13 protein-coding genes are annotated in these 16,406 nt (G+C 38.1%); 8 read left to right on the forward strand and 5 right to left on the reverse strand.

Features of this window, described 5'->3' with window-relative positions:
• Positions 1–24: 24 nt before the first annotated feature.
• From argC to ACZZZK_RS11090, 4 genes are all read right to left on the reverse strand, one after another.
• Entirely contained in the window at positions 25–1,032 is a 1,008-nt protein-coding gene (gene argC / locus ACZZZK_RS11075; RefSeq protein ID WP_463484176.1) for an N-acetyl-gamma-glutamyl-phosphate reductase, read from the reverse strand.
• 151 nt (positions 1,033–1,183) lie between these two features.
• Positions 1,184–2,380, reverse strand: coding sequence for an argininosuccinate synthase (gene argG / locus ACZZZK_RS11080; RefSeq protein ID WP_463484177.1), 1,197 nt, complete (start codon positions 2,378–2,380; stop codon positions 1,184–1,186).
• Complete coding sequence (locus ACZZZK_RS11085; RefSeq protein WP_056851082.1) at positions 2,380–3,081, reverse strand: N-acetyltransferase; 702 nt, start codon at positions 3,079–3,081, stop codon at positions 2,380–2,382. The genes argG and ACZZZK_RS11085 overlap by 1 nt, the downstream gene beginning before the upstream one ends.
• A 360-nt stretch (positions 3,082–3,441) precedes the next feature.
• Complete coding sequence (locus ACZZZK_RS11090) at positions 3,442–3,990, reverse strand: hypothetical protein (RefSeq protein WP_463484178.1); 549 nt, start codon at positions 3,988–3,990, stop codon at positions 3,442–3,444.
• A 309-nt stretch (positions 3,991–4,299) separates the two neighbouring features.
• Here ACZZZK_RS11090 and ACZZZK_RS11095 point away from each other — a divergent pair, with 309 nt between their 5' ends.
• The 8 genes from ACZZZK_RS11095 to ACZZZK_RS11130 all read left to right on the forward strand — a co-directional run bounded on the left by ACZZZK_RS11095 (position 4,300) and on the right by ACZZZK_RS11130 (position 15,615).
• Entirely contained in the window at positions 4,300–5,007 is a 708-nt protein-coding gene (locus tag ACZZZK_RS11095; RefSeq protein WP_463484179.1) for a DUF4397 domain-containing protein, read from the forward strand.
• 224 nt (positions 5,008–5,231) lie between these two features.
• A complete protein-coding gene (locus ACZZZK_RS11100) occupies positions 5,232–7,655 on the forward strand; it encodes a TonB-dependent siderophore receptor (RefSeq protein ID WP_463484180.1) in 2,424 nt (807 codons plus the stop codon).
• A gap of 9 nt (positions 7,656–7,664) precedes the next feature.
• Positions 7,665–8,825 carry a PepSY-associated TM helix domain-containing protein gene (locus ACZZZK_RS11105; protein WP_463484181.1) on the forward strand — a complete coding sequence of 387 codons (1,161 nt, stop codon included), beginning with the start codon at positions 7,665–7,667 and terminating at the stop codon, positions 8,823–8,825.
• An 18-nt stretch (positions 8,826–8,843) separates the two neighbouring features.
• Entirely contained in the window at positions 8,844–9,764 is a 921-nt protein-coding gene (locus ACZZZK_RS11110) for a DUF6607 family protein (protein WP_463484182.1), read from the forward strand.
• 109 nt (positions 9,765–9,873) lie between these two features.
• Positions 9,874–10,065 carry a hypothetical protein gene (locus tag ACZZZK_RS11115; protein WP_463484183.1) on the forward strand — a complete coding sequence of 64 codons (192 nt, stop codon included), beginning with the start codon at positions 9,874–9,876 and terminating at the stop codon, positions 10,063–10,065.
• A gap of 105 nt (positions 10,066–10,170) precedes the next feature.
• Complete coding sequence (locus ACZZZK_RS11120; RefSeq protein ID WP_463484184.1) at positions 10,171–11,310, forward strand: M28 family metallopeptidase; 1,140 nt, start codon at positions 10,171–10,173, stop codon at positions 11,308–11,310.
• Positions 11,311–11,488: 178 nt separating this feature from the next.
• Complete coding sequence (locus ACZZZK_RS11125) at positions 11,489–12,565, forward strand: DUF5694 domain-containing protein (protein WP_463484185.1); 1,077 nt, start codon at positions 11,489–11,491, stop codon at positions 12,563–12,565.
• Positions 12,566–12,840: 275 nt separating this feature from the next.
• A complete protein-coding gene (locus tag ACZZZK_RS11130) occupies positions 12,841–15,615 on the forward strand; it encodes an outer membrane beta-barrel protein (RefSeq protein WP_463484186.1) in 2,775 nt (924 codons plus the stop codon).
• A 50-nt stretch (positions 15,616–15,665) separates the two neighbouring features.
• Here ACZZZK_RS11130 and ACZZZK_RS11135 read toward each other — a convergent pair whose 3' ends face one another.
• Positions 15,666–16,349 carry a class I SAM-dependent methyltransferase gene (locus ACZZZK_RS11135; RefSeq protein WP_463484187.1) on the reverse strand — a complete coding sequence of 228 codons (684 nt, stop codon included), beginning with the start codon at positions 16,347–16,349 and terminating at the stop codon, positions 15,666–15,668.
• Positions 16,350–16,406 lie beyond the last annotated feature (57 nt).

Consider the following 16,406-nt stretch of genomic DNA (forward strand, 5'->3'; position numbering starts at 1 on the left):
AGTCTTTGGTCTTTCAGCTTTGGTCTAAAAATAAGCTGCCTTTAAGCGCAAACCACTATTTTCTTCCAAGCCAAACATTAAATTCATATTTTGAACTGCTTGTCCGCTGGCACCTTTCAACAGGTTATCGATAATGCTGATAATGAATAATTTATTACCGTGTTTTTCGATGTGAACCAGCGCCTTGTTGGTATTTACAACCTGCTTTAAATCTATATTTTGCCGACTTACATGAGTAAATGGATGAGCACTATAATATTCTTCGTAGATAGTTTGAGCTTCTTCCAAAGTCAAATCACTTTCTAAATACATGGAGGCTAAAATCCCTCTGGAAAAAGCACCACGTTGTGGGATAAAATTTAAAGCTTCAGAAATTAAAGGCTGAAGCTGTGTTAAACTTTCTCCAATCTCATTTAAGTGCTGATGTTCAAATGCTTTATAAATGGAAAGATTATTATTTCTCCAGCTAAAATGAGAAGTAGTTGATAAGCTTTGTCCAGCACCTGTTGAACCAGTTGTCGCATTGATGTGAACTTCGCTTTTGATTGAACCTTTTGCAGCCAAAGGCAATAAACCTAATTGGATACAAGTTGCAAAACAACCTGGATTGGCAATATTTTTCGCTGATTTAATTTGATCACTATTTAACTCTGGAAGACCGTAAATGAAGTCTTTAGTCTGAAGTCCTGAGTCTGGAGTCGAAAAACTAGCGTTTGCTGAAAGTCTGAAGTCCTGAGATAAATCGATGATTTTAATGCTATCGTTAATCGGGTTAGCTGCTAAAAACTTTTTCGCATCGCCGTGACCAACGCAAAGGAAAAGTACATCAATATCCTGCGGAATATCGCTTACAAATTTTAAATCAGTATCGCCGATTAAGTCAGTATGTACATCCGAAATTAAATTCCCTGCATTACTGGTACTATTTACGAAAGCGATTTCAACATTTGGATGATTGACCAAGATACGGAGCATTTCGCCACCTGTGTATCCTGCACCACCAATTATTCCTGCTTTTATTTTACTACTCATAGTCTATATAACTTTAATCCTTCGACAAGCTACCGATGTAAATCCGATAGCTATCGGATCAGCACAATTCAAGATGACAAAATTAAGGAGATTGCTTCGTCGTGCCTCCTCGCAATGACGAGAAGCGAGGAAACCTTACGTCTTCAACCTTTTAGCCCTCTACCTCATTATTTACTTTATGCCAAATCATTACCTGGTTACCGAAGATTTTGGAGAAACCTTTAACATCTTCGCCGCTCCAGGCATTGTTCATTTCGCCGTAGCTACCAAACTTGTTGCTCATTAAATCATGGTTCGATTCAATACCGATAATTTGGAAACGATAGGGTAATAATTCTATAAATACTTTCCCACTTACTACTTTTTGAGTATCTGCTAAAAAAGCCTCAATATTCCGCATAATTGGGTCGTGGAATTGACCTTCATGCAACCAGTTACCATAAAAAGAAGATAATTGCTCTTTCCAGGTTAACTGCCATTTCGTTAACGTGTGTTTTTCTAGAGTATGGTGTGCTTTAATAATTAAAACAGGTGCCGCAGCTTCAAAACCCACACGGCCTTTAATGCCGATAATGGTATCACCAACATGGATATCGCGGCCAATACCGTAAGGTTGCGCAATAGCTTGTAATTTTTGAATCGCTCTAACAGGCTCCAAAGTTTCGCCATCAATAGCAACAAGCTCCCCTTTCTCAAAGGTTAATTCCAGTCTACGCGATTCTGTTTCACTCACCTGGGTTGGCCATGCGCTTTCTGGTAAAGTTTCGTTTGAGGTTAAAGTTTCTTTCCCGCCTACTGAAGTTCCCCACAAACCTTTGTTAATTGAATATTGTGCTTTTGCTGCACTATATTCAACTCCATGTTCAGCCAGGTATTCTATTTCCGCTTCGCGGGATAATTTCAAATCTCTGATTGGCGTAATGATTTCAACCTCTGGAATTAAGATATTAAAAATCATATCGAAACGCACCTGATCGTTTCCGGCACCAGTACTTCCATGAGCGACATAATCAGCTCCGATTTTTTTAACGTAGTTCGCAATTGCCGTTGCCTGACTCACACGTTCAGCACTTACAGAAAGTGGGTAAGTAGCATTTTTTAATACGTTTCCGAAGATTAAATATTTGATGCAATCGTTATAATAACTTTCCGTTTCATCTACCACAGCATGAGATTTCACGCCTAAAGCATAAGCTCTTTTCTCTATTTCCTGTAATTCTTCATCAGAAAAACCACCAGTATTTACAATTACCGAGTGAACTTCCAAGTCGCGATCTTGAGCGAGATATATACAACAAAATGAGGTATCTAAACCTCCGCTAAAAGCTAAAACTACTTTTTTCTTCATTACTTATTAAATAACAGGGTAAATAAAAACATCAATACTTTGAAGCCAGATTTTGGCTTAGGTTTAACAACTAAACGTTGCTTGATGCGCATAAAACGCTCATATAATTTGGGTTTCTTCTGTAATTCTTCGGCGAATTTCTTTGCCGCATCGTGCTTTTGCGTAGCAGGATCGTAAAGCATGGCAGTACACATGCAGTTTTTACGTTCCTTCATTTTCAAAATCTCGAAGTTTACACAGCTTTGGCAGCCTTTCCAAAATTCCTCATCCTGGGTTAATTCAGAATAAGTAACTGGTTCGTAACCCAAATCTGAATTGATTTTCATTACAGCCAAACCAGTGGTTAAACCAAAAATCTTTGCTTTAGGGTATAAAGCTCTCGATAATTCGAAAACCTTCTCTTTGATGGCGTGTGCTAAACCTGCTTTTCTAAATTCGGGAGATACAATTAGGCCAGAGTTAGCCACAAATTGACCATGACTCCAGGTTTCGATATAGCAAAAGCCAGCCCATGTACCATCTTTATGGAATGCAATAACAGCTTTGCCCTCTTGCATTTTATTGGCAACGTAGTCAGGAGAACGTTTTGCAATGCCTGTACCACGTGCTTTAGCAGATTCGGCCATCTCGGTTACGATTTGTTCTGCAAATACACGATGTTCAGGAAGTGCGACCTGCACTATAAATTCGTTAATATCCATTCGTTTTCTAACGAAAAATTATAAGTATTCTTGTTAATTGGGTTTTTAGAGAGGATCAATTCCTCGTTACGTTTAGTGGAGTACTAAATACGTGGAGTGAAATTTTGCCGGCTTGTGGGATAATAAAATACGGGCTGAAAACGATTAATAAATAAACTTTCACCAGCAACCAGGTGGGCTGTGAAACTAGAAAGTTTATGTAAAAATTGTTTAATCATTTCTTGCGTATTAAAACGGCTTTAACTCTATTGAGGTGCAAAGGTTTAAATAATAATTGAGTTCCACAATATTTTTTAACTTTTTTACATTTTTTTACTAATCAGCAGAAACAAAAAATCCCGAAGATTCGGGATTTTAATTTTATTCTTTCATAATGCCTACTGAAACTCTTGTTCCATCTAAGAAGAAGTTGAGCTTTGAGGGATTCGCATTTGCGGGCACCTGAAACTTCCATACCGCTTCGGTTGAAGCTTCGGCATCTGGTTCGGTACTTCCACTTTCTTTACTTCCCGGAATCGATGTGCCATTGTCAAGTTGTAATCTCGCATCAGATGCTGGAATTGAAAAATACTTTTTGGCATCGAGAGTACTCTTGTTAGTTACCAATAGCTTTACAGTAAGCTCTGCCCCGGTCGATTTTCCTTCTGCATCTTGCAAATTAACAGCACTTGCCTCCACAACTTTAACAAGCGCTTCTTTCGCCTTTCCTAAAACTGCAGTATCTGGCGAAACGGTGTAAGCAATCGTTTCAGGACCGTTTTCTGCTTTATCACCATGCTTAATAATGGTTTCGCTTTTGGTGATGGTTGTGTCTGCATCAGCAGCCTTATCTTTTGAAGTACCGCCACACGACGAAAGCGCAATCGTTCCTAAGGAGATTAGCGCAAATTTTGAGATGTTTTTAATCATTGTTTTAATATTTGATGGTTAGACGAAATTATAATCGCAATAAGTATTTAATGTTAAGATTATTAAATGGTTAAATAAACTTTAGATGAACAACCACATCGATTTTTTGTTTTCGAGGAATTTAATATCAAAACCTATTTTTCACAAAAATTAACATTGTTAAAATCTATAGGGAAAGTTTAACAAGCATTAACACCATTTAACAACCACAGAAGCCATTAACTTCAATCTTTGCATTGGCTGTAGCGAATTGGTCTTCGATGCCGTTTAAATAGTAATCGTTTATATAATTTAAAACCTTAAAAATTGATGAAAACATTTTCCCTATCCTCATTCAGAACATTAGCCTTCGCTTCCGTTATTTTTCTATTGATTTTAACAACATTTAGTGCTTGCAAAAAAGAAGAAACAGCCAGCTCCGTGAGTTATATTCGGGTAGTTAACGCAGCACCAACTTTAGCCACCTACTATCCTTTTTTAAATAGTGCATCAGTAAGTTCCTCAGCATTACCCTTTGGTGGATCCACTGCTTTCGGACCGGTATCGGCTGGCGTTAGCAATTTAAAATTTACAACTGAAAACAATGCCGAAAGTGTACTAACCAAAAGTTTTTCGCTTACTGCCAGCACCTACAACAGTTTTTATTTAATTAACAAACCAGGTTCATTAGATGGTTTGTTGATCACTGACGATTTAAGCATACCATCTGCAGATAAAGCTTATGTCCGTTTCATTAATTTATCGCCTGATGCACCAGCACTCGACCTCGCTAAAACCGGCGAAACTACTATGTTAACCAGCAATAAAACATATAAAACTACAAGTGGATTTATAGCAGTTTCTCCAGGCACCTTTACTTTCGATGCAAAGGAAACTGCAACTGGTAACACGAAAGTTGTTTCAGAAAATACAACTTTAGTGGCTGGTTACCATTATGATATTGTTTGTGGCGGTTTAGCAAGTCCGGCAGACGATACTGAGCGTTCACTTAATTTATTCGTATTAACCATTAAGTAAAGAATTTTACCCAAAAAACCATCATTCAAAGGATTGTCGGCTAGCTGACAGTCCTTTTTTATTTTTGTATGATGCGCTAGTTAACTTACATCAGATCAAAAAACTAATGCCCATTAAATCTTAAAATCGACAATTCTTATTTAGAATTGTTCAAAATAATTTGGAAAATAAATTTTTGTGCTGTTATTTTGCGGCTGTTTAGAATTAATCCAAATAAATTTAAGATGCGCAAAATTGAACTTTTCGTTTTAACGTTTTTACTCGCTACACTCTCACTAACATCCTACGCTCAACAATTTGGCACTATTAAAGGTCTCGTAACCACTTCAAATGGTAAACCTGCAGCCTATATTTCAGTTGGACTTACAGGTAAAGGACAAGGAACAATCACCGACGAAAGCGGAAAATATACAATAAACCGTGTAAAGGCGGGCAGTTATACCATTAAAGCTTCCGCAATTGGCATTACCCCTGCCCAAAAAACAGTGAATGTTGTAGCCGGAGAAACTGTTTCAGTTGATTTTTCTTTGCAGGAAAATGATCAGGCCCTGGAAGAGGTAACGATTGCCGGCATCAACAAAAAATATAAAATAAGTTTACCCTCCGCTACTTTAAGGCTAAATGAGCCTTTGCTGGAAGCCCCTCAAAACATCCAGGTGGTGAGTAATCAAGCCATAAAAGATCAGCAATTAATTAGCATGAGTGATGGGGTATTAAGGAATGTAAGTGGCGCTGTACGTTTAGAGCATTGGGGCGATTTATACACCAACATTACCATGCGTGGCTCGCAAATTCAAGCCATGCGCAATGGGTTTAATATTGTTTCTTCCTACTGGGGCCCATTAACTGAAGACATGAGTTTTGTCGATCACATTGAGTTTGTTAAAGGTCCTGCTGGTTTTATGCTGGGCAACGGAGATCCGAGTGGATTGTATAATGTGGTGACCAAAAAGCCTACAGGTTTAAATCAGGGTGAAGTTTCGTTTACAGCCGGTAGCTACGATTTGTTTAGAACAACGGTTGATTTAGACCATAAACTTACCTCTGATGGCAAATTTTTATTCAGGTTAAATGCGGCTGCACAAAGCAAAGGTTCTTTCAGACCTTACGAAGAAAACAACCGCTTCAGTTTTGCCCCGGTTCTAAGCTATCAAATTACACCAAGCACTAAATTAACAGCAGAATATACTTTGCAGAACGCAAAAATGACTGAAGTAGGTTCATATTATCTATTTAGCACTACAGGTTATGCAACTTTACCTAGAGATTTTACCCTTACCCAACCTGGCGTACAGCCCACCCGCATCAATGATCAAAGCTTAACGCTAAACTTACAACAGCAATTAGGTCAGAATTGGAAATTAACAGCACAAGCTGCTTATTATAAATACTTACAAATGGGCTCTAGCTCCTGGCCATCCGCAGTATATCCTAACGGAACATTGATAAGAAATGTAGGAATCTGGGATGCATCAAGCTCAATGAAACTGGCCCAGGTATTTGTAAACGGAACAGTGAAAACCGGAGGTATCGTTCATAGAATTCTTGCAGGCTTCGATGGAGGGAAGAAGGGATACATGGCAGATTTCGGTCAGTCACATGATTTAGACCTTCCAGGTTCGCCATTCAGTCTGGCAAATCCCAATTATGGATTTCCATCAAATGGATATCCGAATTTCGACAGAAACACCAGTCTTGAGCAAAGAGCAATAGCTGGCGGAGGTTTAATTGATCAAAAATATTTAAGCGGTTACGTTCAGGATGAGTTGGGTTTTTGGGAAAACAGGATTCGTTTAACACTTGCTGGTCGTTATACTTATGTAAGTCAATCAGCCTGGGGTGCTGCGCCAGATAAAGCCAAACATGTTACGCCAAGAGTGGGCTTAAGTGTTTCGGTTGATAAAAACACTTCCGTTTATGCCGTTTATGACGAGGCTTTTACACCACAATCTGGTTTGTTGCGTGATGGATCTACACCAAAACCAATCACCGGAAACAACAAAGAAATCGGGATTAAGAAAGACTGGCTTGATGGACGTTGGAATACTACGCTATCTGCATACCGAATTACCAAGCAAAATGAACTTGCTGCCGATCCCTTTAACCAGGCAGGAGAAAACTATAGTATTGTTGTTGGCGAAAAACAAGCCCAAGGGATTGAATTTGATGTTCGCGGAGAGATAACAAAAGGATTAAACCTGATTGCGAATTATGCTTATACCGATGGTAAAGTAACCGAGGTAGCCGAAGGCGCTGTAACGGATGTTCTTTTCGTAGGCCAAGTTGTACCGGGTTTTGCAAAACATACTGCTAACGCCTGGTTAACTTATACTTTACAAAATGGAGCATTAAAAGGTTTCGGGATCTCCGGAGGATTTACCTACCTGGCCGATCGGGCTACTGCGAATTTTAGCCCTACCAATCCTGAGCAAAACCTACCAGATTATTTCAAATTGGATGGAGGTTTATTTTGGGGAAACAGGAAGTTGAAAATCAACGCCAACGTTTTCAACATTCTTGATAAATATTTGTACAGCGGCTCCTACTACACGGGTTACTGGAATGCGCCAGATTATAATCAGCCAGCTTATTCATGGCAAGCCGAAGCACCAAGAAATTTCAGAGTTAGCGTAGCCTATAAATTTTAATCAGCATACATGTCTGAAAAGAAAAAAAATAAAACATTTAAATATTGGGTGGGAAGAATACACTTATGGCTCGGATTAATTTCCGGGTTGTTTGTTTGTTTCCTTGGAATTACCGGCTGCATTTTAGCCTTTGAACGAGAAATTGAAAATGTTACCCAACCCTATCGCAATCTGGAGGTTCAAAACAAACCCTTACTTCCACCTACCGGATTAAAAAAGATTGCGGATCGAGCCTTGCCAAACAAACATGCCCACAGCATTACTTATCAACCGGGCAAAAGTGCACAAGTTGTTTACTATAATTTTGATCCAGAATACTATTATATCGTTTTCGTAAACCAGTACACGGGCGAAGTAATTAAAGTTAAAAACATGAACGACGATTTTTTCCGAATCGTGATCATGGGGCATTATTATTTATGGTTGCCACCAGAAATTGGCCAGCCGGTACTTACTACAGCTACCTTAATGTTTGTGGTTTTATTGTTTTCTGGGTTGATATTGTGGTGGCCAAAAAATAAAGCGGCTTCAAAACAACGTTTTACCATCAAATGGAACGCTAAATGGCGTCGGGTTAATTATGATTTCCATAACGTGTTGGGCTTTTACATCACCTGGATTATCATTTTTATTGCACTTTCGGGGATGGTGATGGGCTTCCAATGGTTTGCCAAATCGGTTTACTTTGTAAGCTCGGGCGGCAAAACGCTCAATCAGTTCGAAGAAACGTATTCTGATACCACCCGTAATACAAAGCTGCAGCTAAATGCTTCAGCTGCTGATCAACTTTGGAAATCTTATCTGGATGCCGATCCAAAATTTGACGGAAGTCTTGATGTCCATGTCCCTGAAAACGAAAAAGCATCTATCGAAATTGCAAAAAATCCCGATCCAGAGACCTATTGGAAAGCTGACTACAGTTATTTTGATCAGCATACCTTGAAGGAAATCGAAGTTAAACATGTTTTCGGAAAGTTAAAAAACGCAACTGTTGCCGATAAAATCATGCGGATGAATTACGACATCCATGTTGGGGCAATTGCTGGTTTACCTGGAAAAATCATCGCATTTTTCGCCAGCTTAATTGCAGCAAGTATGCCAATTACAGGTGTTCTCATCTGGATTGGAAGAAACAAGAAAAAGAAAAAATCTACCCCTGCAGCTCAATAAACGATAACAATTTAAACTATGAAAATTTTAAACCTCCTTCTGGCACTAACTGTATTTTTTACGTTTAGCGCTAATGCTCAAGATAAATTAGAGCAAGATAGAAAAGCCATCAAATCATTGGCCGGCTTTTACAAAGTAAACTTCAATTATGGGGAAATTACCTCACCTGATCCAAATTATATCTTTAGCAAGCCATACAGAAGCCATGGAAATGAATGGGCTGAAGTAATTGTTGATGAGCCTAAAAAGATCGTCATTCAGCACATGTTGGCGATTAACGATTCGACCGTAATTAAACACTGGCGCCAGGATTGGACTTACGAAGACCCTGAAATTATGCTTTATACTCAAGATAATGCATGGAAGAAGGTTACTTTAAATCCTGCTGACGTTAAGGGAAAATGGACGCAAAAAGTTTATCAGGTTGATGATAGTCCGCGTTACCAGGGTTATGGAACCTGGAGCCATGTTGGGGGTCGCGATGCCTGGCAAAGTGAAACCGATTCTCCACTTCCCAGAAGAGAATCTACCGTACGTAAAGATTACAATGTTTTAAACCGCGGCAGCAGAATTACCATTACCAAAGAGGGTTGGATGTTTGAGCAAGACAATAAAAAAGTTGTTAGAACACCCCAGGGTGATAAACTCATTGCTGTTGAAAAGGGTTATGAAGAATTTACGAAAATAGATCCGGCTAAATTTGCCTATGCGCAAAAATGGTGGGATAGCCAAAAAACATATTGGGCAGATGTACGCGACGTTTGGGCAGATTTAGCTAAAACTTCCACTACCAATTTCAAAGTTCAAACCAATGTAAATGGCAAATTGCTTTATGAAACATTATTTACTTTAGGCGATCAATCGATTAAAGAAAAATGGACTGCCAGCCAAAATAAGCAGAAAATAAAAACAGCCTTGCAACCCTATTTAGTTAAGTAGATTTATCCAAACCATATTTTAGGTCGGTTGATTTTCAACCGACCTTTTTTTTGATTGCAAATTAAGTTACTGTGATTATATTAGCTTATAAAATTAATCGCCTTATAAAATGAAGCTTATCAACTTTTCAAAACACTTTTTCCTGGCATCTGGTGTAATCTGGACATTATGTGCACTTTCGATCTTATTATTCCAATTAAATTTTCAGCGTCAGGAAATCATTATCACGCTAATACTGCCTCTGGCTTATGCCATAATTAAATCATTAGAAAAACCTAAAGTGGCAGAATTGCAGCAATGATTTTATATCATCTTGGCTTGGGTACTTTATAAATAAATAGCCAAAAATTTCTGTGATTTAACAATCGATAGAAAAAACTTGCATCAACATTGGTAAATTACAAGCATGAAAAACTTGTTGCTTGTAGTCGCCTTATTTTATTCTTCTTTTTGTCCTGCTCAAGATTCTGCCTACACCAGAAAAATGGTGAATAAACTTACTGCAAAAGAATTTTGGGGCAGAGGTTACACAAAAGACGGAATGAAAAAGGCTGCAGATTTCATTGCTGAAGAATATAACAAGCTGGGTTTAATTCCCTTCGGCACAAGTTACAAACAGGATTTTAATTTCCCGGTTAACACATTCCCTGGAAAAATGACGGTAGAAGTTGATGGAAAAAAATTAATTCCAGGCAAAGATTTCATCATCAATAACGAAAGCCCAACGGTTAAGCTAAAAGCAGCCTTAAAGCAAATTGATAGTTTAAATTTTCAGGCAAGCCCAATATTAAAAGTTTCGTTGAAAGATAAACTCACCTGGTCTGTAGCTACTGAAGTTGGTGAGACGACACAAATCCAAATCAATAAAAAAGCTTTGAATACTAGCCCGAAGCGGATAAATGTTGATATCGAAAACAGATTTATTACCAACTTCCAGGCTTCTAATGTTTGCGGGTTGGTTAAAGGCACCAAATACCCAGATTCTATTTTAATGATTACCGCTCATTACGATCACTTGGGTGGCATGGGTATAAACACATATTTTCCGGGAGCAAATGATAACGCTGCCGGTGTTGCCACACTTTTAAGTTTGGCGAAATTCTACGCCGCAAATCCTCAGCCTTACTCCGTTGGTTTTATTTGTTTCGCAGCCGAAGAGGCAGGTTTATTGGGTTCAAGATACTATACCGAAAATCCACTTTTGCCGCTGAATAAAATTAAATTCCTTATTAATCTCGATTTAGTGGGCACAGGCGAGGCTGGGATGACAGTAGTTAATGCGTCAGTTTATCCAAAGGCATTTTCCTTATTAAAGGAAATCAATGATCAGCATCAATATATTTCAAAAATAAATTCGAGAGGCAAGGCGGCAAATAGTGATCATTATTTTTTCTCCGAAAAAGGGGTTCCTGCCTTTTTTATCTATACTCAAGGTGGGCCTTCTGCCTATCACGATGTGTTTGATCAAGCCGATACTTTACCATTAAATGAGTATAATGATCTTTTTAAATTGCTGGTCAACTTTAATAAAAAGTTAATGAAATAGCTTCAATTCTGGTATGAATTAGCTCAAATTTTATATCAACGCCATCTGTGTGGTGACGAATTGTTGATTAAGCTGTAAACCCTATTGGGATAAAATTTAAAGCCGTTGGGATAATTAAATATAGTGGCGAAGTTGTTCTCCTCATATTTGAATCAACAAAAAAGAAAAAAGATTCACTATGAAAACCATCCTAAACTTCAGCTTCGCATTGCTACTATTAATCAGCATAGCTGTTAATAGCAAAGCCCAGAATCAAATAGAAATTGTAATTGTGGCTTCTTCTCACGATAACGTTAAATCGACACAAAATTTTCAGGCTATAATTGATAAACTTAAAAATTTTAAACCTGATATGGTTTTCGGAGAGTATTTGCCAGCAACAGATTATGCTACCCTAAGTAATGACCATTGGGCTAAACAAGGGTTTGTAAAAAAGGTTAACTACATTACCAGATTGAATCCCGGTCCCCTAAAAAATAGTGCTGCTTCGATTAAGAAAAAACAGAAAGCGTTAACCTCTTTTGCATACTACCACAAAACAAGAATGGATTTAGCTGTTGAATATGCTAAAAATTGGGACAGGGGTAATTTCGATTATCAGATGTTTGTACTGGAAAATGAAATGAAAACCAGGTTTGGAAAGCAAGAGCAAGAAACCTATGCTAAAATCTTTGGAAGCCTGGATTCCCTAAAAAAACTCGGCATCATCAGACCAGGAAGCGAGTACAGCAAAATATATTTCCCGTTGATTTATCAACTCGGTCAGAACCAAATTTATAATATGGATTGCCAAACTTATGATAAACCCTGGGGTGAAGCTTGGGGTAAAATGGATTCTGCATATAAAGTAATGGCCCAAAAAGCTAAAGCAGATTCATTATCACCAGAAGGAAGAACAATGGCTGCGATAGACAAATATTGGGTTTACAGTAATGAGGAAGAAAAGAAGTTTTCTGCTGATGAATATGCAGGAATGGCTACAGCCAAATACGGAGAATTGATTGAAGCATGGAACTTTTATGGCGGTCGTAAATTTTATGGCTATGCAGGTTTCCCTACCGAAAATTTAAAAGACATGGTGGCACAATGGACAAACAGAAACGAAGGGATGTGCAAAAACGTGATCGAACAGGCAAGAGCTAAAAATGCGAAGCGAGTAGTGGTTGGTGTCGGAGCAGCGCACCGCGTTTGGATGGAAGAAATTTTAGCAAAGAATCCCGATGTGAAAATCGTCAGCTACAACGACTTAAAGTAAGAACCACGACTTAATATTAATCCTCAAAGTTTAACCTTTGGGGATTTTTTCGTTTCCACCTTTGTAATTTTTTTGATTGCATTTGTAATTAATCAAATATAAAATCATCTTTACCTAAAGATTTAGTTGATAGTTCTGGGATACAACCTGTTTGTTATTTGGCGTGGAATAAATCGAGAATCTAAATTCATCACATTTCAAATCGAATTCGTCACATTTTTGAAAACCATTTAAACGTCAACATTAAATTAGCCCAACATTCTTACTTACCTTATATGAAGCAGTTTCTACTTTCTAATTTATTTTCTCTCTTCTTTCTAAATCTCTTGGCACAGAAAAACGGTAGCATCACCGGAATATTAGCCGATAGTGCCAACCACAAAACCACTTTGAATTATTCTACAGTTTCGGTTTACAAAGTTGGCGATAGTGTACTTACCACCTATAAGCTTTCTGATGATAAAGGCACTTTTAAAATAAATAACCTACAAACGGGGATAAAATATCGCCTAATTATTTCTGCCTGGCAGTATGGCACCTACCGCAAAGAGATTGCGCTGACGCCAGAAAATCCGGCGTTAAATTTAGGCACCATTTATTTATCAACCAAGGCTAACGATTTAAACGAAGTGAATATTGTAGCAGAAAGGCCGCCTGTTATTGTGCGTAAAGACACGATTGAATTTAATGCAGAGTCTTTCAAAACACTTCCCTCTGCCGTAGTTGAAGACTTGTTGAAGAAACTCCCGGGGGTACAAATTGCCGAAGATGGGTCGATTATGGTTAACGGGAAAGCAGTAAGCAAAATTCTGGTTGATGGAAAGGAATTTTTTGGAGGCGACCAGCAAATCGCCACTAAAAATTTACCTGCCAACATTATTGATAAAATTCAGGTGGTGGATGATAAGCAAGCAAAAAGACGAGATCCCGATTTAACCGCGGCAGAAATTCCTCAAATCATCAATTTGAAATTGAAGAAAGCCATTAAGAAAGGTGCATTTGGCAAGTTGTATGCTGGTGGTGGCATCAAAGAGCTTTATCAAGCTGGAGGTTTAATGAATTTTTTCCGCGATACGACTCAGGTGAGTATTCTGGCTTATGGAAACAACATCAACCAGCCGGGCTTTAACCCCAATGATGTACAAAGGATTGGTGGCTTTGCTCGAAGTGGTGTTAACTCGATGATGATGAGTTCTGGCGGCTATTTTGAGTTTAATGGAATTAGTTTTGGTGGAAGCTTTAGCGGTGTACAAACATCATCAGGTGGCGGCTTTAACTTTAACACCCTCACAAAAAAAGGCATTAAGCTAAATACGCAATATTTTTTCGGCCGCAATGATAATTTACTGGAACGATTAACCAATACGAACCAAACGCTGGGCAATGATCGGTTGATTACCAATGCAAATGAAAACACAAGCGCATTAACGCTTAAACATAATATTGCAGGGAAATTAGATTGGCAAATCGATTCATTAACACAACTTACCATTGAGCCTTTTATCGTTTTAAATTCGAACAACGCTATCAGCACCAATCGCTCCACAAACACAAATGCTGCTGGTCAGCTGGTTAATAACTTGCAGAATATAAACGACCGAAATTCATCAAGTAATAAATATCAGCTCGTAGCCGATTTAAGTAAAGATTTTAAGAAAGCGGGCAGATCATTCAATATCGGTTTTGATATTTCGACTACTCCAAATCCAACCTTAAATTATAACCGCAGCATCAGCAACTTCTTCATTACGCCATCAACTTCAGAAATAGATCAGCTGCGGAACAATCAAATTGAGAATTTTCGATCGTACATCTATGCCAATTATAGCGAACCCATCAGTAAAAAATTAAGCTTTAAAATTGATTTAAGCGGAAATATTTTGAACAACGAAAATGCCTTGAGCACATTTTACAGAAACCCTGCAAACCAACTTTACGATGTTGTAATCCCAAGCTTAAGCCAAACTGTAGAGCAGGCTGGTTTTAAAACGAACACGAATATTAGTTTGAAATACCGAATAACTAAAGATTTTAATATCCAACCTGGAATTGTACACAACTACATTTCGTTAAATAACCGCTTTAGCAATAGCGCCAATATCGATCAGCGATATCACTTCATTTGGCCTTCATTTCAACTGGTGTATAAAATTTTTAGGTTGAATTACGATGCCCGATTTACAGAACCCAATGTAAGTTATTTGCAACCTGTAGCCGATAATACCAATGCCCTTTACATTAGAAATGGTAACCCTAATTTGTTGCCAGCCAGAATGCAAAGATTGAGTTTGAACATGTACAAATACGATCCGAAGTTGCTAGTGAATTATAATTTGTATGGTTACGGAAATTTCACCAAAAACGGCATCGTAAATACCACTACAATTAGCAATGGTGTGCAAACCGTAACTCCAATTAACGTGAGCGGCATTTATAATTTTAACGGTGGTGCAAATGGTTCGAAGGATTTCAAAATCAATAAAACAAATTTAAAAGTTGGCTTAGGTTTCTGGGCAAACTTCAATCATACACCAGTTATTATCAATGATATTAGAAGTGATGCAAACGTATTTTATATTGGTCCGAACGGAAATATAAAATTAAACTTCAATGATTTTGTGGAGCTTAACCAATCTTATTCCATTAACCTAAACCGCAGCCGCTATCAGGATGATTTCTATACAGACCTGAGCTACAACACACAGAACGCAACCTCAGAATTAATTATTCGATACCCAAAAAAGGTGGTTTTTGAAACCAATTTCGCCATCACTGCAAATACGCAACAAATTGCCGGTTACAACAATAACATTAAACTGTGGAATGCAGCAGTGACCTATCTATTCATGAAAAATGACCGACTACAATTGAAATTAGCGGTGAATGATATTTTGCAAAGTAATGTAAGGCGATCTGTGGAGATTACCGGAAATAGCGTAATCGATTACCAAACCAATAATTTAGGCAGGTATGGAATGATAACGCTAACTTACAATATCCAAAATTTTGGGCAGAAAGTAGGCGGAAGACAAACGTTTTTTAGCTTTTAAACTTAAAGCTTCATGGCTTGCCTGCGATATGCAGGCAGGCAATGACGCATTTACGCCAAGGTAAGCTTCACCAAATACTGGTCTTCTCCATCATCGAATATCATTTCACAATTCCAGCCGGTTTCTTTCGCGATGGCTTTAATGGTTTCTTCATCTACATAAACCCAGTTAAACCAATTTCCCTTCTCTCCTTTGTATTCATATTGATAAGAAACTTCACCGTAATATTGATTTTGGGGCTTTGGCAAATCCTCATATAAATAAGAAATATCGGATGAATCGAAAATTACCTGTCCGCCCGGATGGAGTAGATTTTTAATTCTGATTAAGAAATCTTTAAAACCGGCCAATGTTCCGGTTAAGCCAATGCCATTCATCAACATTAAAATGGTATCGAACCTTTCCTGATAGGTAAAGACATCTTGTAGCAAAGCTTTTTTTACTCCACGGTCTTTCATAATGTTAACCGCAGCTTCAGAAACATCAATAGCAGTTACATCGATATTAAAAGCTTGCAAAAGCAAAGCGTGACTGCCAACGCCGGCTCCGATATCTAAAACTTTCCCGTTGCACAGGTGCAAAGCTTGAAGCTCCAAAACGGGCATATCTTCATCATCACGGAAGAAAAATTCTAAGGGCATCTCTTCAGGCTCACCATAAGAATTGTGCAACCAAAGTGTATCGGCTTCGCCGGTTTTGTAAATATCAGTAAGCGCTTTGCCAAAAACATCCATGGAAGCAAAGATAGTTAGAAAGACTAAAGCTGAAAGCAAAAAGACTAAAGACTAAAG

The organism is Pedobacter sp. AC163, from assembly GCF_979258665.1.

Bases quoted from the DNA above. Each gene is read 5' to 3' on its own strand.
- argC (WP_463484176.1), bottom strand. From the start codon at position 1,032: ATGAGTAGTAAAATAAAAGCAGGAATAATTGGTGGTGCAGGATACACA.
- argG (WP_463484177.1), bottom strand. From the start codon at position 2,380: ATGAAGAAAAAAGTAGTTTTAGCTTTTAGCGGAGGTTTAGATACCTCA.
- ACZZZK_RS11085 (WP_056851082.1), bottom strand. From the start codon at position 3,081: ATGGATATTAACGAATTTATAGTGCAGGTCGCACTTCCTGAACATCGT.
- ACZZZK_RS11090 (WP_463484178.1), bottom strand. From the start codon at position 3,990: ATGATTAAAAACATCTCAAAATTTGCGCTAATCTCCTTAGGAACGATT.
- ACZZZK_RS11095 (WP_463484179.1), top strand. From the start codon at position 4,300: ATGAAAACATTTTCCCTATCCTCATTCAGAACATTAGCCTTCGCTTCC.
- ACZZZK_RS11100 (WP_463484180.1), top strand. From the start codon at position 5,232: ATGCGCAAAATTGAACTTTTCGTTTTAACGTTTTTACTCGCTACACTC.
- ACZZZK_RS11105 (WP_463484181.1), top strand. From the start codon at position 7,665: ATGTCTGAAAAGAAAAAAAATAAAACATTTAAATATTGGGTGGGAAGA.
- ACZZZK_RS11110 (WP_463484182.1), top strand. From the start codon at position 8,844: ATGAAAATTTTAAACCTCCTTCTGGCACTAACTGTATTTTTTACGTTT.
- ACZZZK_RS11115 (WP_463484183.1), top strand. From the start codon at position 9,874: ATGAAGCTTATCAACTTTTCAAAACACTTTTTCCTGGCATCTGGTGTA.
- ACZZZK_RS11120 (WP_463484184.1), top strand. From the start codon at position 10,171: ATGAAAAACTTGTTGCTTGTAGTCGCCTTATTTTATTCTTCTTTTTGT.
- ACZZZK_RS11125 (WP_463484185.1), top strand. From the start codon at position 11,489: ATGAAAACCATCCTAAACTTCAGCTTCGCATTGCTACTATTAATCAGC.
- ACZZZK_RS11130 (WP_463484186.1), top strand. From the start codon at position 12,841: ATGAAGCAGTTTCTACTTTCTAATTTATTTTCTCTCTTCTTTCTAAAT.
- ACZZZK_RS11135 (WP_463484187.1), bottom strand. From the start codon at position 16,349: ATGGATGTTTTTGGCAAAGCGCTTACTGATATTTACAAAACCGGCGAA.